Here is a 22,129-nt window from a genome sequence, read left to right on the forward strand (position 1 = left end):
CTTCCGGAATTGTCTGACTGATGGCTTGCTTTTCAATGACTTACGGAAGTCGAAGTCAGACATGTCTGACTTCCTTGTCCGACTTCTTCGGAGGCAGAAAAGCAAGCAATATCAAATCTCTGACTCGCATAACAAGTCGAACAATGAACCTCCCCATACTACGTATGGGAGGGCCGGCCTCAGGGCCGGACCCCCCATCCGTGACGTCCGGGCCCGCGGTCCTCCACGTCACCCCTCGTCTCTGCCTCACCCGATCACGACGGCCAGAATGACAGGAGATGACAATGGCCTGCAAGACGATGACGATGATGCGCTTCTCGCCCCGCGGTTACGGTGGCACCCGCCGCGACCCCGATCAGGTCCGGCGGGACGGCTGGCATGAGCTGGGGCTGCTGGCGGTCTCGGTCGACGATCCGCGGTTGACCTGGCCCGAGCGCGAGATGGTCGCGCAGCTGGGGCGCAAGCTCTATGGGCCCCGCGCCGGCGAGGGAGGGCGCAGCCATGGCTGATCGCGAATGGACCGCGGACGATGTGGCTGACCACTTCGAGGAGGCGTTCCGGACCCTGCGCAAGCTGCCGCCGGTCAAGGCGCAGCGCTACTTCGGAGCCTGGCCGCAGGTGCTGCGGACGAAGCGCGAGATCGCCGCGATGGAGCCCGAGCCGATGCGCGTCTGGCCGTCGGCGGCGGCCATCACCCGGCTGGAGCGGACCTTCGATTGGGTCCTCTGGATCGAGGAGCCCGAGCGCAAGCTGGTCTGGTCGCGGGCGGCCAAGGTGCCGTGGAAGGTGATCGCGGGCGAGATGGGCTGCGACCGCACCACCGCCTGGCGGCGCTGGCAACTGGCCTTGACCGTCATCGCGGCGCGGTTGAATGCCGAGTGAGTCCAAAGTGTTGCAACACATTCGTGTTCGACACCTGCAACAGATCCGTGCTATGCGGAGCATATGATCGGGAGACGAGCGCCGAGAGCGCCCCCGGTCTTTTCCACCCCGCTTCATCCGTCTCGTGAGGCATTCATGCCGTTGCGCCCGCCCATCCATCGCCCGGTGGGGCGGCGCGACAAGCGCGAACGTGACCGCGAGACCGACCGCAAGCGTGATCCGGTCATCCGCGCGCTCTATCGCTCGGCCCGGTGGCTCGCGGAACGGCGGCTGTTTCTGGCCCGCCACCCGCTCTGCGCCGAGTGCCAGCGCCAAGGGCGCGTGACCCCGGCCAACACCGTCGATCACATCATCCCGCATCGGGGCGACACCGCGCGGTTCTGGGACCAGGACGGATGGCAGGCGCTCTGTGCGTCCTGTCACAGCCGCAAGACCGCTGCCGAGGATGGCGGCTTCGGCAATCGGCGGACCGGGCGCGAGTCCTCCGACTGACCCGGGGGGAGGTCAGATCTCTGGGCGGTTCGACGTCAGGACCGCGCGCCAAGCTTTCTGCATCCGTGGCCAAAATGGCGAGGGGGGGGTAACCCCCGATCCGAAGGAACTATTCCATGCTCGATCGTGAACTCGCCGTCGCCTATCGGCCCCTCGACAGCCTGGTGCCGTATGCGCGGAATGCCCGCACCCACAGCGAAGCGCAGGTGGCCGAGATTGCCGGCTCGATCCGCGAGTTCGGCTTCGTGAACCCGGTCCTCATTGCCGAGGACGGCACGCTGATCGCAGGCCACGGGCGCGTTCTGGCCGCCCGGCTGCTCGGCATGGATACCGTGCCGACGATCACCCTGACCGGGCTCAGCGACAGCCAGCGCCGGGCACTGGTGCTGGCGGACAACCGCATCGCGCTCAACGCCGGTTGGGACGAAAGCCTGCTGTCGCTGGAGCTCACAGATCTGAAGGACGCGGGTTTTGATCTCGGTATCCTGGGCTTCGAGGATGGTGAGCTGGACCGGCTGCTGACGGGCGCCGAGGAAGACGACAATGGCTCGACCGCGCCTGTTGTCATTCCCGAGCCGCCGCGCAACCCGGTCTCGCGCACCGGCGATCTCTGGATCCTCGGCGACCATCGGCTGCTCTGCGGGGACTCGACCAGCCACGACGATGTGCGCCGCCTGATGAACGGCGAGCGGGCGATCCTGTTCGCGACCGACCCGCCCTATCTGGTCGATTACGACGGCTCGAACCATCCGACCCGCAACAAGGACTGGTCGGCGTCCTATGGCACGACCTGGGATGACAGTTCTCAGGGGGCCGAGCTTTACGACGGCTTCATCGCGGCGGCCGTGGCCGAGGCGATCACCGAAGATGCTGCCTGGTACTGCTGGCACGCCTCGCGCCGCCAGGCGATGCTGGAAGCCTGCTGGGAAAAGGCCGGCGCCTTCGTCCATCAGCAGATCATCTGGGTGAAGGACCGCGGTGTTCTGACCCGGTCCCACTACCTCTGGAAACACGAGCCTTGCTTCATGGGCTGGCGCCGCCCGAACCGCCCGCCGAAGGTGGCGGACGAGACGCTGCCCTCGACCTGGGAGATGCCCAGCTTCGCCAGGGACGACCGGCCCGATCACCCGACGCCGAAACCGCTCGACGCCTTCGGCATCCCGATGCGCCAGCACGTGGCGCGCGGCGGGCTCTGCTACGAGCCGTTCTCGGGCTCGGGATCGCAGATCATGGCGGGCGAGGCCAACGGCCGCCGCGTCTTCGCGATGGAGATCAGCCCGGCCTACGTCGATGTCGCCGTCGAGCGCTGGCAGGCGGAGACCCGCAGGGACGCGATCCTCGATGGCGACGGCCGGACCTTCGCCGAGGTGACGGTCGAGCGCCTCGGCGCGATAGATCAGAACGAGGGGTTCGCCGCATGAGTCAGTCACGCACCATGTCGCTGGTCGAGTCGCTGGCCAACGTGATCGTCGGCTATGGCGTGGCCGTCGTCACGCAGATCCTGATCTTCCCGCAGTTCGGCTGGAATCCGACTCTGGCGCAGAACATGAGGATCGGCGCGGTGTTCACGGCGGTGAGCCTCGCTCGATCGTTCACCTTGCGGCGGTTGTCTGAACGAATGGAGAGGCATTAGGTCGCTGTCCTTCCCAACGCTCAGTCCGCACTGATCTGCCGCAACAGGTACCACTGTGTTCAATCGGGGGCGCGAACGCTGCCGCGACGATCTCCATCGCCCTTTTCCGTCATGGCCTCGATCACCTTGGCACCGTTTGCAACCGCACGATCAAACGCAGCATTCGGTCCTCATCACCACGAGGTATCAGGCGGCACCGTCGACAAGTTCCAGCGCACCGTCCGCCAAGGGCCTCTGCAGTAAACGTGCCTCGCTCCAGGGCGCGGACATCCACGTCAACCACTCGGCAGGCTCGGTCAGGATCACCGGCATCGCCTTGGGGTGGACCGCTGCGACCTCAGCATTCGGGGCGGTGGTGAGGAACGCGAAAAGGTCGTCCGTGGTCGGACCATCCTTGACCTTGCGAACCGAGGTCCAACCCGGGACATGGATGCCGGCGAATGCGACAGACCGTCCGTCCGCTGGCGCGAACCACTGGTTACCCTGGCCCTTGCCCATCGGCTCCGCGAAGGCGGTGAGTGGAACGAGGCAGCGGTGTGGCGGCCCGAGCCAACGGCGCCAGTGAGGCGAGCCGGTGTTGCGGACATTGGTGACCCCAGGGTCGCGGGCGGTCTTCAGGACCGAGGGCGGTGATGGCAGTCCCCATCGGGCCTTGACCAATTCGCGCTCGCCGTCCAGGCCGATCCGAACGATCGGCGCCATTTGGTCGGGGTAAATCTCCGGCTGGGCAGGAAGGTTGCCGAGCTTGTCCACGGCGGCAAATAGCTGCCGCATCGCCTCTTGGGCACGAGTCTGGCTGTAGAGATTGCACATGCCTACGAGATGGCGTGTCCAGCTGCCACTCGCAATGCGGAAAGAGGGACATCAGGATCATGGCTGGCCGCAAACCGCTCCCGACGCAGCTGAAGCTGGTGAAAGGCACGGCCCGGCCGCACCGGATGAACCCCGCCGAGCCGCAGCCGGTCGTGGCGGTGCCGCCGGCTCCCGATCACCTCGACGATGCGGCCGCCGCAAAGTTCACCGAACTGGCCGAGCTGCTGGCCCGGCACGGGGTGATGACCGAGCTCGATGCGGGGGCGCTCGCCCGCTACGCGGTGATCTGGCGGCGCTGGCTCGAGGCAGAGGCCGAGGTCAAGCGCCGCGGCCCGGTGGTGAAGACCGCCGGCGGCAACATCATCCAGAACCCGTTTCTCGCGGTGGCGAACAAGTGCCTGGCGCAGATGGGCCAGATCGAGAGCGAGTTCGGGCTGACGCCCTCCAGCCGCTCCCGCATCCGCATGGCGGCGCCGGCCGAGACCCGCGATCCGTTCGAGGAGTTTCTGAACCGTGGCAGCACAGCGTAAATCTGGCGACCGGAAGCAAGCCCCGGCCTGTCCGGTGACGGCGTGGGCCCGTCGGGTCGTATCCGGCAAGGTTGTGGCGGGTCACCTGACGCGCCTGGCCTGCCAGCGCCACCTGGACGATCTGAAGACCGGCCCATCCCGCGGTCTTGTCTGGGACCGCGCGGCGGCGCTGCACGCGATCGAGTTCTTCAGCCACCTGCGGCACTCGACGGGCGAATGGGCGGGGCAGCCCTTCGATCTGCAGCCTTGGCAGCAGTTCGTGGTGGGCTCCGTCTTCGGCTGGCAGCGGGCGGATGGGCTGCGGCGGTTCCGAACGGCTTATGTCGAGGTCGCCCGCAAGAACGGCAAGTCGGCCCTGCTGGCCGGGATCGCGCTCTATGCGCTGGTCGCTGACGGCGAGGCCGGCGCCCATGTCTATGCCGCCGCGACCACGCGCGACCAGGCGCGCATCGTCTTCGGCGAGGCCGAGCGCATGGTGGCGGCAAGCCCGGCGCTTTCGACCCGGGTCACCCGAACGGTCAACAACCTCGCGGTCCTGCCCACCGCCTCGTGGTTCCGGCCGCTCTCGGCCGACGCCAGCAAGATGGACGGGCTGAACGTGCACTTCGCGGCCGTGGACGAGGTGCACGAGCATCCGGGTCCCGAGATCATCCAGAAGCTCAACACCGCGACGGGCGCGCGCCGCCAGCCGCTGATCGTCGAGATCACCACCGCCGGGCATGACCGCCACTCGGTCTGCCGCCAGCATCACGAGTTCTCGGTGAAAGCGCTGGAGGGGACGCTGCCGCAGGAGACCGCCGACCCCTGGTTTGCCTTCATCGCCACGATCGATGCGGGCGACGACTGGACCGACCCGAAGGTCTGGATCAAGGCCAATCCGAGCCTTGGCGTGACGGTGAAGCCTGATGATCTCAAACGCCAGATCGACGAAGCGCGCGAGATGCCGGCCCAGCAGAATGCCATCCGCCGGCTGCGATTGAACGAATGGACCGAGCAGGTCACCCGGTGGCTCGACATGGAGGTCTGGGCCGAGGGTGGACTGTCGGCAACGGCCGGCGGCGCGGATATTGCGCGGGAACTCTCCCGTCTGGAGCGACTGCTCGCGGGGCGCGAATGCTACGGCGGGCTGGATCTGGCTCGGGTCAACGACCTCTCGGCCTTCCTTCTGCTGTTTCCGCCGACGCGGGATGCGGCGCTCGGGAGCCTGGCCGAGAAGTGGATCGTGCTGTCGCGCTTCTGGGTACCGGAGGAGGACATCAGGCGCCGCGCCCGCCGTGACCGGGTGCCCTATGATGTCTGGCGCGACCAGGGGTTCCTGGTGGCCACGCCGGGCAATGCCACCGACTTCGCCTTCATCGAGGCGGAGATCCTCGAGCTTGCAGGCCGCTTCGATCTGCGGGAGCTCAGCTATGACCGCACCTTCGCGGGCGAGATCGTCCAGCATCTGGAGGACGAGGGCATCAACCTCGTCCAGTTCGGTCAGGGGTTCCTGAGCATGGCCGCGCCCACGGCAGAGCTCGAGCGGCTCGCGGTCTCGCGGCTCCTCTGGCACGGGGGCCATCCGGTGCTGCGCTGGAATGCCTCGAACGTCGCGGTCCGCCATGACCCGGCCGGCAACATCAAGCCGGACAAGGAGCGCTCGTCCGAGCGCATCGACGGCATCGTGGCGCTCTGCAATGCCCTCGGCCGGGCCATGCTGCGCGACGAGTCCGCAGGACGCTCGGTCTACCAGGCCCGCGGGCCGATGCTGCTATAGCTACGGACGTCGTTCGTTAGCTGCGTCGCTCAGAACCTTCGCCCGCTCCAGAATGGAAAGGATAAGCCCGTTGTCGAACGCTTCTGCCAGGGAGCCCTCCGCGAACCTGTCCTGCCTGATGACGACCGTCAGCAGTTTCGCAAGCTGATCGGCAGTCGCCCCGGCAAGAGCCTCGGGATCGTTCCGCAGACGAAAGGCCTCCTCCGTCTGAGTCCATTCGGGCCAATCGAAGCTCCGGACCCAATCAAGATCATAGGCAGCCTTCACAAAGTCACTGATCGCGTCGCTCTGAGCGAACCACGGCATCTGGATTGAACCGTCCGCCTGCTGCTCTCCGCCCTTCCATGTACCCGACGAGAAATCGGGTGCCCGGATACTGGGGAGAAACGCCGCAAGGGCGCTCAATCCTTCACGGGTTATCGGCTCCTGATCTGCCATCTTCGCGTTCCCCAAACCTTTTGGACCGAGTGTGAGAGTATCTGCTGCCTTGCGGCCGATCCACGCTGCTGTTCGAGTATCTTCAAGGAACGGCCTTCATGTCCCTCTGGTCCCGCCTCTTCGGCGCGCGTGACAGCGCGGCGCCCGCTGGTGGCGTGCATCTGCAGCAGCCGGACCTGCAGCCGCAGGCGTCTCTCGGCTCGATTGGCGGCACGGTGGTCCATACCTCGTCCGAGCTGGAGCAGGTCCTCCGCGGCGTGGCTGCCACGGCGGCCGGGGTGAGCGTCTCGCCCGAGACCGCCCTCACGGTGGCCGCCGTCCACGCCTGTGTGCGCATCATCGCGGGCGCGGTTGCGACGCTGCCGCTGCAGCTGCGCCGTCGCATCGACGACCGCACCCGGGAGGACGCCTCGAACGATCCGCTCTGGCACCTGCTGCGGCGCCGGCCCAACCGCTGGCAGACACCCTCGCAGTTCCGCCGCATGATGCAGACGCATCTGCTGCTGCGTGGCAATGCCTATGCGATGATCGTCCGCTCGCGCGGACAGGTCCGGGAGCTGATCCCGTTGCAGCCGGACCGGGTGGCATGTCGGCAGAGGGACGATCTGGCGCTCGAGTATATCTACACCCGGCGTGACGGGGTGCGGGTACGGCTCGGCCAGACCGAGATGTTCCATCTCGTCGGCATGACGCTCGATGGCGTAGCCGGCGTCTCGGTCATCACCCATGCCCGGGAGACCATCGGGCTGTCGCTGGCGATGGAGGAGCACGGCGCCTCGACTTTCCGCAATGGGGCCCGGGTCTCTGGCGTGCTGCGCCACCCGGGCCGGCTCGGGCCCGAGGCGGTGGCCAACCTCAAGGCGGGCCTCGACGAGTTCCGCTCGGGCGGCGAGCAAGAAGGCCGGCACCTGATCCTCGAGGAAGGCATGGACTACGCCCGCATGGCAATGACCGCCGAGGACGCGCAATGGATCGAGAGCCGGAAGTTCACCCGCGCCGACATCGCCATGTTCTTCGGGGTGCCGCCGCACATGATCGGCGACACCGAGAAGTCGACCAGCTGGGGCACCGGCATCGAGCAGCAGTCGATCGGCTTTGTCGCCTACACGCTCGAGGATCACCTGACGACCTGGGAGGAGACCATCGCCCGCGATCTCATCCCGGACGGGCGCCCCGACCTTTACGCCCGCTTCAACCGTGCGGCCCTGGTCAAGGGCGACATCAAGGCCCGTTGGGAGGCCTATGTGAAGGGGCTGCAATGGGGCGTCTGGAGCCCCAACGAGATCCGCACCCTCGAGGACGAGAACCCGCGTGCGGGCGGCGATGTCTACTACCCGCCGCCGAACATGACGGCACCGCCGACGGCGGGGCAGGAGGGCGACGGACCGCCGCCGGAGACAGAGGAACGAGACCCATGACGCTGCGCAGCGCACCCCCGATCAACCTGTCACGTCCGCCAAAGGTGCAGGCCTGGGACCCCGATCCGGCGCTGCTGGAGAAGTGGACCCCCGGACTTCGCGCCGGTCCCGGCCGGGAGTCGGTGACCGGCAGCCGCACGATCAGCATCCTCGACGTCATCGGCGCCGATGGCCTGACCGGCGAGGGCGTGACGGCCCGGCGCGTCGCTGCGGCGCTGCGCGCGATCACCGCCGACGAGATCACCGTCGACCTCAACAGCCCCGGCGGCGACTTCTTCGAGGGCGTGGCGATCTACAACCTGCTGCGCGCGGACCCGCGCAAAGTCACGGTCCGCATCCTCGGGCTTGCCGCCTCGGCTGCCTCGGTGATCGCCATGGCCGGTGACGAGGTCCAGATCGGCCGCGCCGGGTTCCTGATGGTCCACAATGCCTGGGTGGTCGCCATAGGCAACCGCCACGACATGGCCGCGGCCGCCGAGACGATGATCCCCTTCGATGCAGCCATGGCGGAGGTCTACGCCGCCAAGGCGGACGTCGATCCCGAGATCGCAGCAGAGTGGATGGACAGCGAACGCTGGTTCACGGGCGCGGAAGCCGTCGAGGCCGGGCTCGCTGACGGGTTCCTGGCCGCCGATGTGACCCGTGGTGGGGGCGTTCAGCCCGAAGCCCCGAGCGCCCTGCGCCGGATCGACACGCTGCTCGCCCGCCAGAACATTCCCCGGTCGGAACGCCGCGCGCTCCTGGCCGAGCTCCGCGGCACGCAGGACGCTGCCGCACACGTCACGCCGCGCGCTGACGACGACTGGGCCGCCCTGGCGCGGTCCCTCATCGAAACGCTCACATAAGGACTTTCCCCATGAGCATGATGCTTTCCCCCGCGCGCCCGCGCGGGATCGTCGCCCTGCGCGCTGACGCCGGCGGCGATCCGAAGCAGGTCTTCGCCGACCTGCAGAAGACCTTCGAGGCCTTCAAGGCCGAGCACGCCGCCCAGCTGGCCGACCTCCGCAAGGGCCAGGAGGATGTGGTCCGGGCCGAGAAGGTCGACCGCATCAACGCCGCCGTGGGCGAGCTGCAAGCCGCCATGGACACGCAGGCCGCGCAGATCGCAGCCCTGCGCATCGGCGGCACGGCTGGCGCACCCGGCCCGGTCGATTCCGCCTACACCGACGCCTTCCGGGCTCACTTCCGCAAGGGCGAGGTATCCGCTGCACTGAACAAGGGCGCTGACGCCGAGGGTGGCTATCTGGCGCCGGTCGAATGGGACCGCACAATCACCGACAAGCTGGTCGAGGTCTCGCCCATGCGCCAGATCGCCTCCGTCCAGACGATCTCGGGGGCAGGCTTCCGCAAGCTCTTCTCGGCCCAGGGCTTCGGCTCGGGCTGGGTCGGCGAGACGGCTCCCCGGCCGCAGACCAGCACGCCGCAGTTCGGGCATCTCGATTACACCCCGGGCGAGATCTACGCCAACCCGGGCGCCACCCAGCAGATGCTCGACGATGCGGCGATCAACCTCGAGCAGTGGATCGCCAGCGAGATCGAGGCCGAGTTCGCCTACCAGGAGGGCATCGCCTTCGTGGCCGGTGACGGCGTCAACAAGCCGTCCGGGGTCCTGACCTATGCCGAGGGCGGCTCGAAGGCGACTGCCCACCCGTGGGGGGCGATCCCGACCACGACCGCCGCGAGTGCAACGGCGATCACCGCCGACGAGCTGATCGACCTCGTCTACTCGCTGCCCGGTCAGGCGGCACAGAACGCGCGTCTGGTCGCCAACCGCAACACGCTCGCAAGCATCCGCAAGCTCAAGGACGGTCAGGGAAACTACCTCTGGCAGCCTTCGTTCACCGAAGGCCAGCCGCAGAACGTGCTGGCCTATCCCGTGACCGAGATGGCGGCCATGCCGGACGTCGCACCCGGAGCCATGCCACTGGCCTTCGGCGACTTCCGCCGTGGCTACCTGATCGTCGACCGCACCGGTGTGCGGGTGCTGCGCGATCCCTTTACCAACAAACCCTACGTCCACTTCTACACCACCAAGCGCGTGGGCGGAGGCCTGCTCAATCCCGAGATGCTGCGGGTCCTCAGGATGGCCGCAGCCTGACCCAGCGGCCCGGCGAGGAACGCCGGGCTTCCACCCCTGTCTGAATGGAGGCCATCATGGCTGTGAAGAAGACTGATGCCGCATTGAAAGCCGATGCGACAGCAAGCGAGGAAGACACCCACGGCGTCGCCGATCCGGCACCTGGGTTGGGGCTGGAGCAAGCGTCCGGTGCGATCATCGAGCCCGCAATCACCGACGCCGTCGACGTGAGCCACGAGAGCGTCGACGCCAATCCGCGCGAGGGCATCACCGCTGCGCAGAACGCCATTGACTGGAACGACCCCAAGCGAGTGCGTCCCGATGAGGCCGACTTCACCGGACAGGGCGTCGACCCCGCCGTCTACGGCAAGGCAACCGACTGATGCGGCTGGTCCTCGTCGTCCCGCCCGCCGCGACGCCGATCACGCTGGCCGAGGTCAAGGCGCAGGCCCGCGTTGAGCATGATGACGAGGATCTGCTGCTCCAGCACTATATCGACGCGGCCACCGCCTGGCTCGACGGCCCGGCCGGGATCCTCGGTCGCTGCCTCGTCACCCAGACCTGGCGCGCGGAACTGCCGGCCGTCCCCCGGTCGGTCCGGCTGCCGTTTCCGGACAGCGTGGTCGACAGTGCGATGTTCAGTGATGAAGAAGGGGGCGAGCTGACCCACGAGCTCATCCTGCAGGATCAGCGCCCGCTGCTGCGGCCGATCACGGGACTCGGTCGGTCGGCCGCAATCACCTTCACCGCCGGCTATGGCGCCCCCGCCAATGTGCCTGCCGCCATCCGCCAGGCCATGCTGCTGCTGGTCACGCAGTGGTACGAGTATCGGCAGGTCACGGGCGCGGGTGCCGCCTTGCCGTTCGCCGTCGAGGCGCTGCTGGCGCCGTATCGCAGGGTCCGGCTGTGAGCATGGACGCGGGGCAGTTCGATCGGCGTGTTACGTTCCAGGGGCACGTCATGGTCGAGACCGACATGGGCGGCGTCATCGAGGGTTGGGAGGATCGATTTACCCTGTGGGCTCACGTCCGCTATCTTCGTGGCTCTGAAGCCGTCATGCAGGCGCGGCTGGTCTCAAAGGCGCCGGTCATCATCACCGTGCGGCGGTCCGTGGAGAGCGAGGGGATCACCTCGGAATGGCGCGCGGTGGTCGGCGGCGTGATCTTCGATCTCAAGGAGGACCCAAGGCCCAGCGAAGATGGCGGGTTTCTCGAGATGCTGGGGGAAGGTTAATCTCACCGAAGATTGTGTCAGGTGCGACCCCGTAACAGCCCATGCCGCTAATCGTCCGCTCGGCCGATCGTAGCCCCAAGCACAACCGCCCTGTCGGTGGCGCGACCCGGTCAAAGCACATGGCGGCGCCGACTTCGACCTCTCCATGGCGAACCACGCCCCGGTGGCCTTCGAGGCCGCGGCACGCGAGGTCGGGTTCCTTGGGTTCGGCTTCTACCCGCGATCGGGCTTCATCCATGTCGCCCTCGGCCCCCCGCGTCAGTGGGGCGAGCGCTTCCCGGTCCGGGAGACTGCGTTTGCCGCCGAGACGCCGCCTGCACGCGAGGTGCTGGCCGACAGCCGTACGATGAAAGGTGGCGGGGCGGCTGGCGCGGCGACGCTGGGCGCGGCTGGCGTCGAGGTGGCGCAGAGCGTGCTGGCTGAGACCCAATCCGCCATCCTGCCGCTCGTCCCGTACCTCGACACGCTGCGGTGGGTGTTCATCGCGGTGGCTCTCGGCGGGATCGCGGTCACGAACTACGCGCGTCTCGATGACTGGCGCAGGGGGCGGCGGTGATCGCCGCGCTCCTCACAGGGATCGCGGCCAGCCCGGGGGTGCGGGTGGCGTTGCGCTACGCCGCCACAGTGCTGGCCGTGCTCCTGTTCCTGCTTTCGCTTCGGCGCTCCGGGGAGCGAGCAGGACGCCTCGCCGAACGCCTAGAGACCTCGGAGAAGGCCAATGACGTACAACGCCGAATGCTGGAGGCTGCCGCGCGTCGTCCACGTTCTCGCGACGATCTGGCTGAGCGGCTGCGCGACGGTCGGTTTTGACGGTAGCGGGCCAAGGGCGTGCCCGCCGGTCGTCGAGTACAGTAGGGAATTCCAGGCGCGTGCGGCAGAGGAGCTGGCCCTGTTATCCGAGGGTTCGGCGATCGTGGAGATGCTCGGCGATTATGCCGTGCTGCGGGAACAGGCGCGGGTCTGCACCCTCCGGGACTGACAAGAACGCAGCAACCCATAAACCCGCTCTTATTCCAACGGCGAAACTTCATCTCGAAACCTTATGCGCATCGCCGCTACCTCCGGCATGCCGATACAGCACGAGACGCCTGCCGCCCGCGCGCGTCGGCGAGCGGACCCGCGGGGTCTGGACGACCAGCACGACGGATGCGCGCGGCCGGCAGGATAGGAGGACAAAGGTATGAGACACGACCGATACCATGGGCGGGGTTCATCGCCTGAGCTTTCAGCACCTCAAGACAGACGGCCCAGACCCATCGCCTTGTCTTGCTCGGAGACGGGGCGAACGACACAGGAGCTGATCGCCGCTGTGCTCCTTTTCCTGGTTACGGCAGTGCCCGTCGTGGCGATTACGCTCTGGCTATATGTCTAGGCCAGCGAATGCGCCTTGTGGCCACCAGTCCACGCCGGCACCGGCAGGATCGACGGCGGCGGAGCGCGAAGCTTCTGCTCGGCTTCGGATTTTCGGTTGCCGTGCTGGGTGCCTTTCTCATCCTTCTCGCTTCCGGCGAGGTCTAACCGCCGATGCCTCGTGGACTTGACGAAGAGTCCCGCGCGACGATCGGGAGGTTCGCCATCAAGGCAATTATCTCCGCGGTCCTCGGGTCGTTCGGCGAGATCGGACGCTTCGTGGGTACCGATGGCTGGCTCGCCCTCTACGCCCTGTTCTGCGGGGTCTTCGCGCTGCGGCGCGGCGAACGCTTTCCTAGCGTTAGCTTCAACTATTGGGACGAGGTCTGCTGGCTTATCAGCGCCTCGGCAATCTTCCACCTGTTTCTCACAGGGTCAGGATAGCCGGTCGGTCGATCAAGCGAGCCGTCGCGAACCCGCGAGCAAGGCGGGAGGCGCGTCGATCTCTCAGGAAGCCCGCTCCGCGCTGCCCGCTGCGCCTGGCTCGAAGAAGCGGTAACCGACGCCGGGTTCGTTCAGGATCAGCGTCGGACTGGAGGGGTCGTCCTCGAGTTTCTTGCGCAGCGATCTGACGGTGACGCGCAGGTACTCGACGTTGTCGGTGTGGGCCGGGCCCCAGACCTCGCGCAGCAGATGGGTGTGGGTCAGCACCTTGCCCGGATGACCGGCCAGCTCCGCCAGCAGCGAGAATTCCTTCGGTGTGAGCTTCGCCTCAGCGCCTGATTTACGAACGCTGTGCGCATCGAGGTCGATCTCGACCGGGCCGACCTTGACCCGCCGCGTGACTCCGGCACTGCGATCGGCGCGGCGCAGGCAGGAGCGGATGCGCGCCAGGAGCTCCTCGCTGTCGAAAGGCTTCGTGACGTAGTCGTCCGCCCCTAGATCGAGTGCCGCGACTTTCTCGCCCGAGCCCTCGCGGGCGGTCAGCACGATGATCGGCACACCCTTGTCGCGGAATGGGCCGATGAGTTCGAGACCGTCGCGGTCCGGCAGGCCGAGATCGAGGAGCACTAGCCTCGGTCTGGACCGATGAAGCTCTGCAAGCGCCGCCGCGGCGGTCGCGGCTTCCTCGGTCGTATAGCCGCATCGCTCGGTGGACACCCGCAGCAGCCGGCGGATCGGCATCTCGTCGTCCACAATCAGGATGTGCCCGCTCACGCAATGTCCTCCATCGAGATCTGGACGATCGCCTCGGGCGGCATCCGGATCGTGAACCGCGAGCCGCCCCGCTGCCGCCGTGCCGCCTCGACGCTGAACCCCATCGCTTGGGAGAACCCCTTGACGATAGCGAGACCAAGCCCCGATCCGCCGGTCCTGTCGGAAGTCTCGCCGCGTGCGAAACGGTCGAAGATGCGCTGCTCGCTGCCCTGCGGGATGCCTGGGCCTCGGTCGAGCACGTCGATCACGGGGCCGCGCCGTCCCATTCGTGCGACCACCTCGATCGGTTCCTCCTCGGGCGAATACTTCACCGCGTTGTCGATCAGGTTCAGGATCGCATGATGGAGCAGCACCGCGTCCGCACGGACGAGCGGGAGGTTCGGATCGATCGACGTCTGCAGCTTGCGGCCCTCCAGCGGTCCAGCCAGGTCGGCTACGGCCGAGGTGATGGCGTCCGTCAGATCGATGGGCTGCAGATCTGGCGTGACCGCACCTTCCTCGATCCGGGTCAGATCGAGCAGGTCGGAGAGGAACCGGTTCAAGCGACGCGCCTCGCTGCGCACCGTCTCGACGAGCTCGGCGTCCTCGCCACTGGAGGACAAGGCCTCGGCCGCGGCCGTTACCGCCGTCAGCGGTGTCCTCAGATCGTGGCTGAGAGAGGCAAGGAGGGCTGCACGCAGGCTGTCGCGCTGGCGCACCACCTCCATCTCGCGCATGTCCGTCTCGAGCTTGAGCCGCTCATGCGCGAGCGCGGCCTGGTCGATCAGGCTTTCGGCCTGAGCCGCGCGCTCCGTCGGTACGGCGTCGCGGCCGGAAGGGCTGCGGAGCCCGAGCACGGCCAGTGTGCCGAGCGAGGTCTTCAGCGGGCGGAATTGCCAGTCGCTGGCGGTGAGCGTGTTCGTGCCGCGTCCGGCAGCCTCCCCGTGCTCGAAAGCCCATTCTGCGGCCGCCCTGTCGACGGGGCTGAGCTCGGGCCTTGACTGGCCGGAGGCCGTGATCTTCACGCCATCGCCCGATCCATGCAGGATCATCGTCTGCACGACAAGAATCGAGCGGATCTCGTCGCAGACGATCCTCGCGGTCTCCGAGGTGTCGGACGCGGCGCCGAGCCGCGTCGCGAATCGGGCGAGCGCTGCGTTCTCGCGCGCGCTACGCATCGCAAGCCCTGCCGCCGCCCGCGCCTGCGCGGCAAGCTGCCCGGTGATAATGGCCACGATGACGAGCAGGATCGCCGTGATGAGGTTGGCTGGGCCGTAGATGATGAAGGTGTAGACAGGCTGCAGAAAGAAGAAGTTGTAGGCGATGCCGGCGGCGACGGCCGCCACGAGGCCCGACCGGAAACCGAAGAAGCTCGCGCTCGCAATCACCGGAACGAGGTAGAGCATGTCGATCGGGCCGCGGCCGATCCAGTCCTGCGCGAAGAACAGCAAGAGCGTGGTGACGCCGACCGCTCCAAGCGCCACGACATCACCGGTGAACGGCGCCGCGGGCAGAAAGCGCCGCCAGTCACCGGCCCGGCGCTCCTCGGCCAGAGGAACGACATGCACGGCGACGCCGCTGGTCCTGTCGATGAGGTCCTTCACGATCGAGCGCCGGAACGGCGGGAAGCCACGACCACCATGGCGCGAACTCCCGATGACCAACTGCGTCGCCCGTGTCTCTCGGCACTGAGCAATAATGGCCTCCTGCACGGAGGTCGCGGGGACCGACTGAAGCGTGGCGTCCAGCGACGACGCCAGCTCGAGGGTGCGGGCGAGCTGCGTCTTCTCCGCATCGCTGAGGCGGGCGGCTGACGGCGTCTCCACGTAGAGCGCGATCATCGGCGCCTTTAGGGCATCGGCGAGCCGCTTCGCGGCCCGGACGACCTGCTCGCCGCCGGCCGCCTCGGAGATCGCCACCAAGACCCGCTGCCCGCCGCCGTAGCCGTCCTTGCCGGTGACGCTCTGATGTTCCTTGATCCGTGCGTCGACGTATTGCGCCGCATGGCGCAACGCGAGTTCGCGGAGCGCGAGCAGGTTGCCCTTGGAGAAGAAGTGGTCGAGCGCCTGGGCCGCCTGGTCGGGCACGTAGACCTTGCCTGCCTCGAGCCGGACGATCAGGTCCTCGGGCGGCAAATCGATCAGTTCGATTTCGGCGTTTTCGAAGACCTTGTCGGGGACCGTCTCGCGCACGCGGACATGAGTGAAGGAGCCCACCACATCGTTCAGGCTCTCGACGTGCTGAATGTTCACGGTGGTCATCACGTCGATGCCCGCGGCGAGCAGCTCCTCGATGTCCTGCCAGCGCTTGGGGTGACGGCTGCCCGGGGCATTGGTGTGGGCGAGCTCGTCGACCAGGACGATCTGAGGACGCCGCTCGAGTACCGCGTCGATGTCCATTTCGGTGAGCGTCTGGCCCCGATAGACTATCTTCTTCCGCGGTACGACAGGCAGGGGCGCGACGAGCGCTTCGGTCTCCTTGCGCCCATGGGTCTCGACGATGCCGATGACCACGTCCTTGCCCGCCTCGCGCTTCTCCGCGCCTTCCAGCAGCATCTCGTAGGTTTTCCCGACGCCGGGTGCGGCGCCGAGAAAGATCTTCAGAGTGCCACGCCCCTCCCGTTCCGCTTCGCGGAGCAATGCATCTGGGGAGGGGCGCGTTTCTTCAGTCATGGGAACACCTTATTCGGTGACCGCCGGAGCAGCCAGTTCCGCGTCGAGTGCGAGGTTGAGTTCGAGGACGTTGACGATGCGGCCTTCGGTGAAGAAGGCGCCGGGGGCGTAGGCCATGTCCCGGATGACGGCCGTGACCACGGAGGGCGCGACGCCGCGGGCCTCGGCCACCCGAGGCGCCTGGAACAGCGCACCCTCGAGCGAGATGTGAGGGTCGAGCCCGGCTCCCGACGCGGTGACGAGATCGGCCGGAATCGGCCGCTCCTCGGTGGCGCCGCCGTGGGAGGCGATCAGGGCCTCCGCGCGTTCTGCCAGCTCCGGGTTCGCCGGCGAGAGGTTCGAGCCCCCGGCGCCGGCTGCGTCGTAGTCCACGGCCGAGGGACGAGGCCAGAAATACTCCGGCGACGTGAACGCCTGCGCGATCAGGCGGCTGCCGACGATCTCGCCATCTTCGTTTGTGACGAGCGACCCGTTGGCGGTGGCGGGTGTCACGGCCTGCGCGAAGCCGAGGATGAGAGCGGTGTAGCCCGCCACGCAGATGGCCATGGTCGCAGCTGCGACGCGCAGACCGGAAATGAAGTCTGACATTTACATGTCTCCTGTTTCAGCCGCTCAGGGAAGTGAGAAGTGTTCGGCAAGCGGACCGAGTGCCGCTGCCGGGAGGAAGGTGAGCGCGCCGAAGATGACGACGGTCAGCCCCAGCATGGTGCCAAAGGTGGCATCCTCCACGCCGAGCGTGCCGGCGCTCTCGGTGGCGCGCCGCTTGGCCATCAGGCTGCCCACGATCGCGAAGGGCAGGATGATCGGCAGATAGCGGCCGAGCAGCATCACGATGCCGGTCGCGATGTTCCACGGACCCGACCCGTCGCCCAGCCCCTCGAACCCCGAGCCGTTGTTGGCCGCTGCCGAAGAGAACTCGTAGAGGATCTCCGAGAACCCGTGCGCACCGGGATCCTGCACCGTCGCCTGACCGAGCGCAGTCGCCGCGAAGAGCGCAGTCCCGCCGAGGATCAGGACGGCGTGGGCGAAGAGCGCGAGGACGGCGAACCGCACCTCCTTGGCCTCGATCTTGTGCCCGAGATACTCGGGCGTCCGACCGACCATCATGCCCGCGACGAAGACCGCAACGACGATGTAGAGGAACATGTTGATCATGCCGACGCCGACGCCGCCGAAGGTGGCGTTGAGCCACATGCCCGCCATTGGCATCAGGCCGGTGAGCGGGTTGAGGCTGTCGTGCATCGCGCCAACCGAGCCGTTCGAGGTCGAGGTGGTCAGCACCGCCCAGAGCGGGCCAGTTGTGGCACCCAGGCGCAGTTCCTTGCCCTCCAGATTGCCCGTATCTTCGGACACCGGAAGCTCGGCGAAGGCCGGCGTCGGCGCGCTCTCGAAGGCGACGGAGCCGGTGATCTTGACGAGGATGAACACCGCCATCACCGCGAAGATCACGGCGGCGTGCTTCGTCCGTCCGACGATCCGGCCGAACATCCAGACGCAGGCCATCGGGATCAGCAGGATCGCGACCATCGCGAGCGCGTTGGTCCAGAAAGTCGGGTTCTCCAGCGGATGCGTGGCGTTCGGGCCGAAGAAGCCGCCACCGTTGGTGCCGAGCTGCTTGATGGTCAGGAAGGCCGCCACGGGTCCGCGCGCGATCGTCTGCATCGCCCCTTCGAGCGTCGTCGCCACAGCGGAACCCTGAAGCGTCATTGGCATGCCGCCGAGCACCATCAGGAGCGCGACCACCACCGCCACCGGAAGGAGCACAAGAAAGCTCGCTCGCTGAACGTCCACAAGGAAGTTGCCCAGTGCCGGCCGGCCTGCGATCCCGCGTGCCAGTGCCGCCAGTGCGGCGATGCCGGTCGCGGCAGAGACGAACTGCAGCCACATCAGGCCGGCAAGCTGGCTGAGGTAGCTCATCGAGACCTCGCCCGAATAATGCTGCAGGTTGGTGTTGGTCGTGAAGGACGCGGCCGTGTTGAAGACCAGCGTCGGGTCGAGCGCGCCCCGCGCGTCGGGATTGAGCGGCAGCCACTGCTGCAGTGCGAGGATCGCGAAGGTCACCGTGAACATGATGACGTTGAACACGAGCAGGGTGACCAGGTAGCGCTTCCAGTCCTGGTCGGCGGACGCGCCGCCGATGGTCTGAAAGAGCCCCGTCCAGCGGTCGGCTTGCCCCGGAGCGGGGTCCATCGCCCATTTCATGTAGGCGCCGAGCGGCAGAGACAGCAGCGCCGTGCCTCCGACGATGAAGAGAATGACAGATACGTGGTCCATGGGGTCAGTCCTTGAAAGCCCGGGTCACGACGCCGATCAGGGCGGCAAACACGAGGATCCCGAGTGCATAGGTGAGAAAGATCATGTGAGGATCTCCTGTTCAGGCGAGGCCGAGGCCCGAGACGGCGAGATCGATCAGCTTGATGCCGACAAAGGGCGCGATCAGGCCGCCGACGCCGTATATGCCGAGGTTCTGGATGAGCTGCCGCGCCGCGCTCTGCGGGCGGTAGGTCACGCCACGCAGCGCCAGGGGCACGAGAAGCGGGATGATGATGGCGTTGAAGATCAGCGCCGAGAGGATTGCGCTTTCGGGGCTGGCGAGCCCCATGACGTTGAGCGCGCCGAGGCCTGGATAGAGCGCCACGAAGATCGCCGGAAGGATCGCGAAATACTTCGCGACGTCGTTCGAGATCGAGAACGTGGTGAGCGCGCCCCGCGTCATCAGAAGCTGCTTGCCGATCCCCACGATCTCGATGAGCTTGGTGGGATTGTTGTCGAGGTCGACCATGTTGCCGGCCTCGCGCGCGGCCTGGGTGCCGGTGTTCATCGCGACGCCGACGTCGGACTGCGCCAGCGCAGGCGCGTCGTTGGTGCCGTCGCCGCACATCGCCACGAGCTTGCCGCCGGCCTGTTCCTTGCGGATCAGCTCCAGCTTGTCCTCGGGCGTCGCCTCGGCCAGGAAATCGTCCACCCCGGCTTCGGCGGCGATGGCGGCCGCGGTCAGCGGGTTGTCACCCGTGATCATGACGGTGCGGATGCCCATGCGTCGCAGCTCGGCGAAACGCTCCTTGATCCCGGATTTGACGATGTCCTTGAGGTGGATGGCGCCCAGAAGGCGCGTGCCGTCGGCCACCGCGAGAGGCGTGCCGCCCGCGCGCGCGATCTTGTCGGTCAGCGACTTCATCTCGCGCACCGCCGCAGGCTCGAAGGAGTGCAGCTTCAGGACGGCATCGACCGCGCCCTTGCGGACCTTGCGATCGCCGATATCGAGACCGCTCACACGGGTCTGGGCCGTGAAGCCGACGACCTCCGAGCCGTCTGGGGCCGCTTCGCCTTGTCCGGCAAGTTCGATGATCGAACGGCCCTCCGGCGTCTCGTCGCCGAGCGAGGACAGCCGCGCCGCCTCGATAAGCTCGGCGTCGCGGATGCCCGAGAGCGGCAGAAACTCGGTGGCCTGCCGGTCGCCGAGCGTGATCGTCCCGGTCTTGTCCAGGAGCAGCGTATCGATATCGCCAGCGGCCTCCACCGCACGGCCCGACTTCGCGAGCACGTTGAAGCGGATCAGCCGGTCCATGCCGGCGATGCCGATGGCCGACAGGAGCGCCGAGATCGTCGTCGGGATCAGCGCCACGAAGAGCGCGATCAGAACAGGGACGGCGATCGATCCGCCAGCGTAGGCGGCGAACGCGGGCAGCGTGCCGACGGCGACGAGGAAGATCAGCGTGAGTCCGGTCAGCAGAACCGTGAGCGCGATCTCGTTCGGTGTTTTGGACCGGCTTGCACCCTCCACGAGCGCGATCATCCGATCGAGAAACCCCGTACCCGGCTCGGCCGTGACCTTGACCTTGATCCAGTCGGAGATGACGCGCGTTCCGGCGGTCACGGCCGAACGGTCGCCGCCCGCCTCGCGGATCACCGGGGCGCTCTCGCCCGTGATCGCCGCCTCGTTCACCGAGGCCACGCCCTCGATCACCTCGCCGTCGGCAGGGATCAGGTCGCCCGTCTCGACGAGCACGATGTCGTCCTTGCGCAATTCGCTGGCAGGGACTTCCTTTGTGCTGTCGCCCTTGACCCGCTTGCCGCGCAGTTCGGCCTTCGTCGACCGAAGTGCCGCCGCCTGTGCCTTGCCGCGTCCCTCGGCCAGCGCCTCGGCAAAATTGCCGAAGAGGACCGTGAGCCAGAGCCAGAAGACGATCTGCACTTCAAAGAGGAAGTCGCCTCCGATGACCGCCGTGCGCAGGAGCAGGAGCGTCGCGAGGAGCGCGACAGCCGCCGTCGTGAACATGACCGGGTTGCGGACGAGCAGACGGGGATGCAGCTTCGCGAAGCTCTGCCGCAACGCGGGGCCGAGAAGTTCGGCCGCAAAGATGGATTGTGTCGGTTGCCGTGCCATGATGCGCCCCTCAGAACTTCTCGGGCCGCATCAGCACGGCCAGGAGATACACGAGGAGCGCCACGGCGACTAGGCCGCCGAGAAAAAGTTCGAAGCCCATGTCTTGGGTCCTCCAGCTACAGAATTCCATCCTGTACTTGGACCCTGAGCCCGTAATGGCTCCATGCGGAACTTACCGCCGCGGCATTAGAAAGGCATAAAAATCGTTCTTTCTCATGGGGTTGTCGAACCGGCCCGGGAGCGCCGCGCGGTGGAGAAGGTTGGATATCAGGCCCATGCCCTCCGCCACTTGCCCTCGCGAAAGCGTTCTCCTGAGCCGGTCGCGGCCGGATTTTCTCGTTGTTCTCGAGGGTTATGCAGGTGGAGCTGAGCACCGCCGCCAGCGCAAAGAGGCTCGGAAACGGTCTCTCAGAGCCGATACTCTCCGGACCTCATGACTGCGCGAGTTTGGTGAATTCTCCTTAAGGTGCTGTAATACATCATGTTTCCGGACGACCGACCTGAACACTTCGACCGGGGTCGCGCTTAGTGAGATGGAACAGAAATCAAACTTTCGTCGGCGTTGTTGCAGAAGTCCGCCCGCGGAGGATTCACGGCGGGAATCCAGTCGGTTAGGCTGGGGGCATGAGCAAGCCTTCTCCCGCCCGCTACCGCACGACGAACTGGTCCAGCTACAACGACGCCCTGCGACGGCGCGGCTCGCTGCTGGTCTGGTTCGACCGGGAGATGGTCTGGCTGGCGCCACGTGATGGCCGACATGGTCGGCCGCCCGTGTTCTCGAACGCCGCGATCCAGTTCTGCCTGTCCATCAAGGTGCTGTTCAGGCTGCCGCTGCGGCAGGCTGCCGGCATGGTCGCCAGCCTGCTACAGATGGCCGGCCTGGACTGGCCGGTCCCGGACTATTCCACCCTGTGCCGGCGGCAGAAGTCCCTGACCGTCCAGATACCCTATCGTCGCGCCGAGGGTCCGCTGAACCTGCTGGTGGACAGCACCGGGATCAAATTCCTGGGCGACGGCGAATGGCAGGCCCGCAAGCATGGCGTTCAGGGGCGGCGCCAGTGGCGCAAGGTGCATCTCGCCATGGACACCGAAACATCCGACATCCGGGCGGTCGAGTTCACTCCCAGCCGCGACGGTGACAGCCCTATCCTGCCAGAGCTGCTGGACCAGATACCAGCGGAAGAGAAGATCGGCACCGTGACCGCCGACGGCGCCTATGACAGCCGCCGCTGCCACACGGCGATCGTCGAG

General features: G+C 67.0%; 23 protein-coding genes and 1 pseudogene. 16 read left to right on the forward strand and 8 right to left on the reverse strand.

Going from position 1 to position 22,129, the window contains the following annotated elements; genetic code table 11:
• The first annotated feature begins 284 nt into the window (after window positions 1–284).
• The 5 genes from IC63_RS00920 to IC63_RS00940 all read left to right on the forward strand — a co-directional run bounded on the left by IC63_RS00920 (window position 285) and on the right by IC63_RS00940 (window position 3,007).
• Window positions 285–509 carry a hypothetical protein gene (locus tag IC63_RS00920; RefSeq protein ID WP_408633536.1) on the forward strand — a complete coding sequence of 75 codons (225 nt, stop codon included), beginning with the start codon at window positions 285–287 and terminating at the stop codon, window positions 507–509.
• Window positions 502–882 carry a DUF6362 family protein gene (locus IC63_RS00925; RefSeq protein ID WP_036716037.1) on the forward strand — a complete coding sequence of 127 codons (381 nt, stop codon included), beginning with the start codon at window positions 502–504 and terminating at the stop codon, window positions 880–882. Before IC63_RS00920 ends, IC63_RS00925 begins: the two co-directional genes overlap by 8 nt.
• 135 nt (window positions 883–1,017) lie before the next feature.
• Window positions 1,018–1,374: an HNH endonuclease gene (locus IC63_RS00930; RefSeq protein ID WP_036716039.1), complete on the forward strand. Its 357-nt coding sequence runs from the start codon at window positions 1,018–1,020 to the stop codon at window positions 1,372–1,374.
• Between the two features lie 116 nt (window positions 1,375–1,490).
• Window positions 1,491–2,795: a site-specific DNA-methyltransferase gene (locus tag IC63_RS00935; protein ID WP_036716042.1), complete on the forward strand. Its 1,305-nt coding sequence runs from the start codon at window positions 1,491–1,493 to the stop codon at window positions 2,793–2,795.
• Window positions 2,792–3,007, forward strand: coding sequence for a DUF7220 family protein (locus tag IC63_RS00940; protein WP_036716044.1), 216 nt, complete (start codon window positions 2,792–2,794; stop codon window positions 3,005–3,007). Before IC63_RS00935 ends, IC63_RS00940 begins: the two co-directional genes overlap by 4 nt.
• Before the next feature lie 186 nt (window positions 3,008–3,193).
• On the opposite strand, the gene IC63_RS00945 is transcribed toward IC63_RS00940, so the two are convergent.
• Window positions 3,194–3,820, reverse strand: a complete 627-nt coding sequence (locus IC63_RS00945) for an SOS response-associated peptidase (RefSeq protein WP_036716047.1) — start codon at window positions 3,818–3,820, stop codon at window positions 3,194–3,196.
• 59 nt (window positions 3,821–3,879) lie between these two features.
• Between IC63_RS00945 and IC63_RS00950 the strand changes: the two genes are divergently transcribed.
• Window positions 3,880–4,350 (forward strand): phage terminase small subunit P27 family, encoded by a 471-nt coding sequence (locus tag IC63_RS00950; protein WP_036716048.1) that lies wholly within the window; start codon window positions 3,880–3,882, stop codon window positions 4,348–4,350.
• Window positions 4,334–6,106 (forward strand): terminase large subunit, encoded by a 1,773-nt coding sequence (locus IC63_RS00955; protein WP_084115314.1) that lies wholly within the window; start codon window positions 4,334–4,336, stop codon window positions 6,104–6,106. The genes IC63_RS00950 and IC63_RS00955 overlap by 17 nt, the downstream gene beginning before the upstream one ends.
• Here IC63_RS00955 and IC63_RS00960 read toward each other — a convergent pair whose 3' ends face one another.
• The gene (locus IC63_RS00960) at window positions 6,107–6,544 is read right to left on the reverse strand and encodes a DUF6508 domain-containing protein (RefSeq protein WP_052041751.1); all 438 of its coding nucleotides are present in this window, start codon (window positions 6,542–6,544) and stop codon (window positions 6,107–6,109) included.
• A gap of 98 nt (window positions 6,545–6,642) precedes the next feature.
• Between IC63_RS00960 and IC63_RS00965 the strand changes: the two genes are divergently transcribed.
• The 8 genes and pseudogenes from IC63_RS00965 to IC63_RS01000 all read left to right on the forward strand — a co-directional run bounded on the left by IC63_RS00965 (window position 6,643) and on the right by IC63_RS01000 (window position 12,251).
• Entirely contained in the window at window positions 6,643–7,962 is a 1,320-nt protein-coding gene (locus IC63_RS00965; protein ID WP_084115316.1) for a phage portal protein, read from the forward strand.
• Window positions 7,959–8,807 carry a head maturation protease, ClpP-related gene (locus IC63_RS00970; protein WP_052041752.1) on the forward strand — a complete coding sequence of 283 codons (849 nt, stop codon included), beginning with the start codon at window positions 7,959–7,961 and terminating at the stop codon, window positions 8,805–8,807. Before IC63_RS00965 ends, IC63_RS00970 begins: the two co-directional genes overlap by 4 nt.
• Before the next feature lie 11 nt (window positions 8,808–8,818).
• The gene (locus tag IC63_RS00975) at window positions 8,819–10,060 is read left to right on the forward strand and encodes a phage major capsid protein (protein ID WP_036716051.1); all 1,242 of its coding nucleotides are present in this window, start codon (window positions 8,819–8,821) and stop codon (window positions 10,058–10,060) included.
• A 56-nt stretch (window positions 10,061–10,116) separates the two neighbouring features.
• Window positions 10,117–10,422, forward strand: a complete 306-nt coding sequence (locus IC63_RS00980) for a hypothetical protein (protein WP_156965304.1) — start codon at window positions 10,117–10,119, stop codon at window positions 10,420–10,422.
• Window positions 10,422–10,949, forward strand: a complete 528-nt coding sequence (locus IC63_RS00985) for a head-tail connector protein (protein ID WP_036716055.1) — start codon at window positions 10,422–10,424, stop codon at window positions 10,947–10,949. Before IC63_RS00980 ends, IC63_RS00985 begins: the two co-directional genes overlap by 1 nt.
• A gap of 2 nt (window positions 10,950–10,951) precedes the next feature.
• On the forward strand, window positions 10,952–11,272 hold the full coding sequence (locus IC63_RS00990) for a phage head closure protein (RefSeq protein ID WP_036716057.1): 321 nt from the start codon (window positions 10,952–10,954) through the stop codon (window positions 11,270–11,272).
• A 44-nt stretch (window positions 11,273–11,316) separates the two neighbouring features.
• A pseudogene (locus tag IC63_RS00995) lies at window positions 11,317–11,828 on the forward strand (YcbK family protein); the annotation flags it as partial.
• A gap of 162 nt (window positions 11,829–11,990) precedes the next feature.
• Window positions 11,991–12,251 (forward strand): hypothetical protein, encoded by a 261-nt coding sequence (locus IC63_RS01000; RefSeq protein ID WP_036716058.1) that lies wholly within the window; start codon window positions 11,991–11,993, stop codon window positions 12,249–12,251.
• Between the two features lie 878 nt (window positions 12,252–13,129).
• Here the strand turns inward: IC63_RS01000 and IC63_RS01010 are convergent.
• The 6 genes from IC63_RS01010 to kdpF all read right to left on the reverse strand — a co-directional run bounded on the left by IC63_RS01010 (window position 13,130) and on the right by kdpF (window position 20,978).
• Window positions 13,130–13,840: a response regulator gene (locus IC63_RS01010; protein ID WP_036716063.1), complete on the reverse strand. Its 711-nt coding sequence runs from the start codon at window positions 13,838–13,840 to the stop codon at window positions 13,130–13,132.
• Window positions 13,837–16,491, reverse strand: a complete 2,655-nt coding sequence (locus IC63_RS01015; RefSeq protein ID WP_036716066.1) for a sensor histidine kinase — start codon at window positions 16,489–16,491, stop codon at window positions 13,837–13,839. The genes IC63_RS01010 and IC63_RS01015 overlap by 4 nt, the downstream gene beginning before the upstream one ends.
• A gap of 9 nt (window positions 16,492–16,500) precedes the next feature.
• Entirely contained in the window at window positions 16,501–17,079 is a 579-nt protein-coding gene (locus IC63_RS01020; RefSeq protein WP_052041753.1) for a potassium-transporting ATPase subunit C, read from the reverse strand.
• Window positions 17,080–17,103: 24 nt separating this feature from the next.
• Complete coding sequence (gene kdpA, locus IC63_RS01025; protein WP_052041754.1) at window positions 17,104–18,765, reverse strand: potassium-transporting ATPase subunit KdpA; 1,662 nt, start codon at window positions 18,763–18,765, stop codon at window positions 17,104–17,106.
• Window positions 18,766–18,865: 100 nt separating this feature from the next.
• Window positions 18,866–20,878, reverse strand: a complete 2,013-nt coding sequence (gene kdpB / locus IC63_RS01035; protein ID WP_036716071.1) for a potassium-transporting ATPase subunit KdpB — start codon at window positions 20,876–20,878, stop codon at window positions 18,866–18,868.
• Window positions 20,879–20,888: 10 nt separating this feature from the next.
• Window positions 20,889–20,978, reverse strand: coding sequence for a K(+)-transporting ATPase subunit F (gene kdpF / locus IC63_RS17205; RefSeq protein WP_156965305.1), 90 nt, complete (start codon window positions 20,976–20,978; stop codon window positions 20,889–20,891).
• A gap of 524 nt (window positions 20,979–21,502) precedes the next feature.
• Between kdpF and IC63_RS01040 the strand changes: the two genes are divergently transcribed.
• Window positions 21,503–22,129 (forward strand): IS5 family transposase (locus tag IC63_RS01040; protein WP_036716072.1); only part of this gene is annotated, 627 nt, incomplete at its 3' end.

It is taken from the genome of Paracoccus sphaerophysae (genome assembly GCF_000763805.1).
In the GTDB taxonomy this organism is placed as follows: domain Bacteria; phylum Pseudomonadota; class Alphaproteobacteria; order Rhodobacterales; family Rhodobacteraceae; genus Paracoccus; species Paracoccus sphaerophysae.

Bases quoted from the DNA above. Each gene is read 5' to 3' on its own strand.
- IC63_RS00920 (WP_408633536.1), top strand. From the start codon at position 285: ATGGCCTGCAAGACGATGACGATGATGCGCTTCTCGCCCCGCGGTTAC.
- IC63_RS00925 (WP_036716037.1), top strand. From the start codon at position 502: ATGGCTGATCGCGAATGGACCGCGGACGATGTGGCTGACCACTTCGAG.
- IC63_RS00930 (WP_036716039.1), top strand. From the start codon at position 1,018: ATGCCGTTGCGCCCGCCCATCCATCGCCCGGTGGGGCGGCGCGACAAG.
- IC63_RS00935 (WP_036716042.1), top strand. From the start codon at position 1,491: ATGCTCGATCGTGAACTCGCCGTCGCCTATCGGCCCCTCGACAGCCTG.
- IC63_RS00940 (WP_036716044.1), top strand. From the start codon at position 2,792: ATGAGTCAGTCACGCACCATGTCGCTGGTCGAGTCGCTGGCCAACGTG.
- IC63_RS00945 (WP_036716047.1), bottom strand. From the start codon at position 3,820: ATGTGCAATCTCTACAGCCAGACTCGTGCCCAAGAGGCGATGCGGCAG.
- IC63_RS00950 (WP_036716048.1), top strand. From the start codon at position 3,880: ATGGCTGGCCGCAAACCGCTCCCGACGCAGCTGAAGCTGGTGAAAGGC.
- IC63_RS00960 (WP_052041751.1), bottom strand. From the start codon at position 6,544: ATGGCAGATCAGGAGCCGATAACCCGTGAAGGATTGAGCGCCCTTGCG.
- IC63_RS00965 (WP_084115316.1), top strand. From the start codon at position 6,643: ATGTCCCTCTGGTCCCGCCTCTTCGGCGCGCGTGACAGCGCGGCGCCC.
- IC63_RS00970 (WP_052041752.1), top strand. From the start codon at position 7,959: ATGACGCTGCGCAGCGCACCCCCGATCAACCTGTCACGTCCGCCAAAG.
- IC63_RS00975 (WP_036716051.1), top strand. From the start codon at position 8,819: ATGAGCATGATGCTTTCCCCCGCGCGCCCGCGCGGGATCGTCGCCCTG.
- IC63_RS00980 (WP_156965304.1), top strand. From the start codon at position 10,117: ATGGCTGTGAAGAAGACTGATGCCGCATTGAAAGCCGATGCGACAGCA.
- IC63_RS00985 (WP_036716055.1), top strand. From the start codon at position 10,422: ATGCGGCTGGTCCTCGTCGTCCCGCCCGCCGCGACGCCGATCACGCTG.
- IC63_RS00990 (WP_036716057.1), top strand. From the start codon at position 10,952: ATGGACGCGGGGCAGTTCGATCGGCGTGTTACGTTCCAGGGGCACGTC.
- IC63_RS01000 (WP_036716058.1), top strand. From the start codon at position 11,991: ATGACGTACAACGCCGAATGCTGGAGGCTGCCGCGCGTCGTCCACGTT.
- IC63_RS01015 (WP_036716066.1), bottom strand. From the start codon at position 16,491: ATGACTGAAGAAACGCGCCCCTCCCCAGATGCATTGCTCCGCGAAGCG.
- IC63_RS01020 (WP_052041753.1), bottom strand. From the start codon at position 17,079: ATGTCAGACTTCATTTCCGGTCTGCGCGTCGCAGCTGCGACCATGGCC.
- kdpA (WP_052041754.1), bottom strand. From the start codon at position 18,765: ATGGACCACGTATCTGTCATTCTCTTCATCGTCGGAGGCACGGCGCTG.
- kdpB (WP_036716071.1), bottom strand. From the start codon at position 20,878: ATGGCACGGCAACCGACACAATCCATCTTTGCGGCCGAACTTCTCGGC.
- kdpF (WP_156965305.1), bottom strand. From the start codon at position 20,978: ATGGGCTTCGAACTTTTTCTCGGCGGCCTAGTCGCCGTGGCGCTCCTC.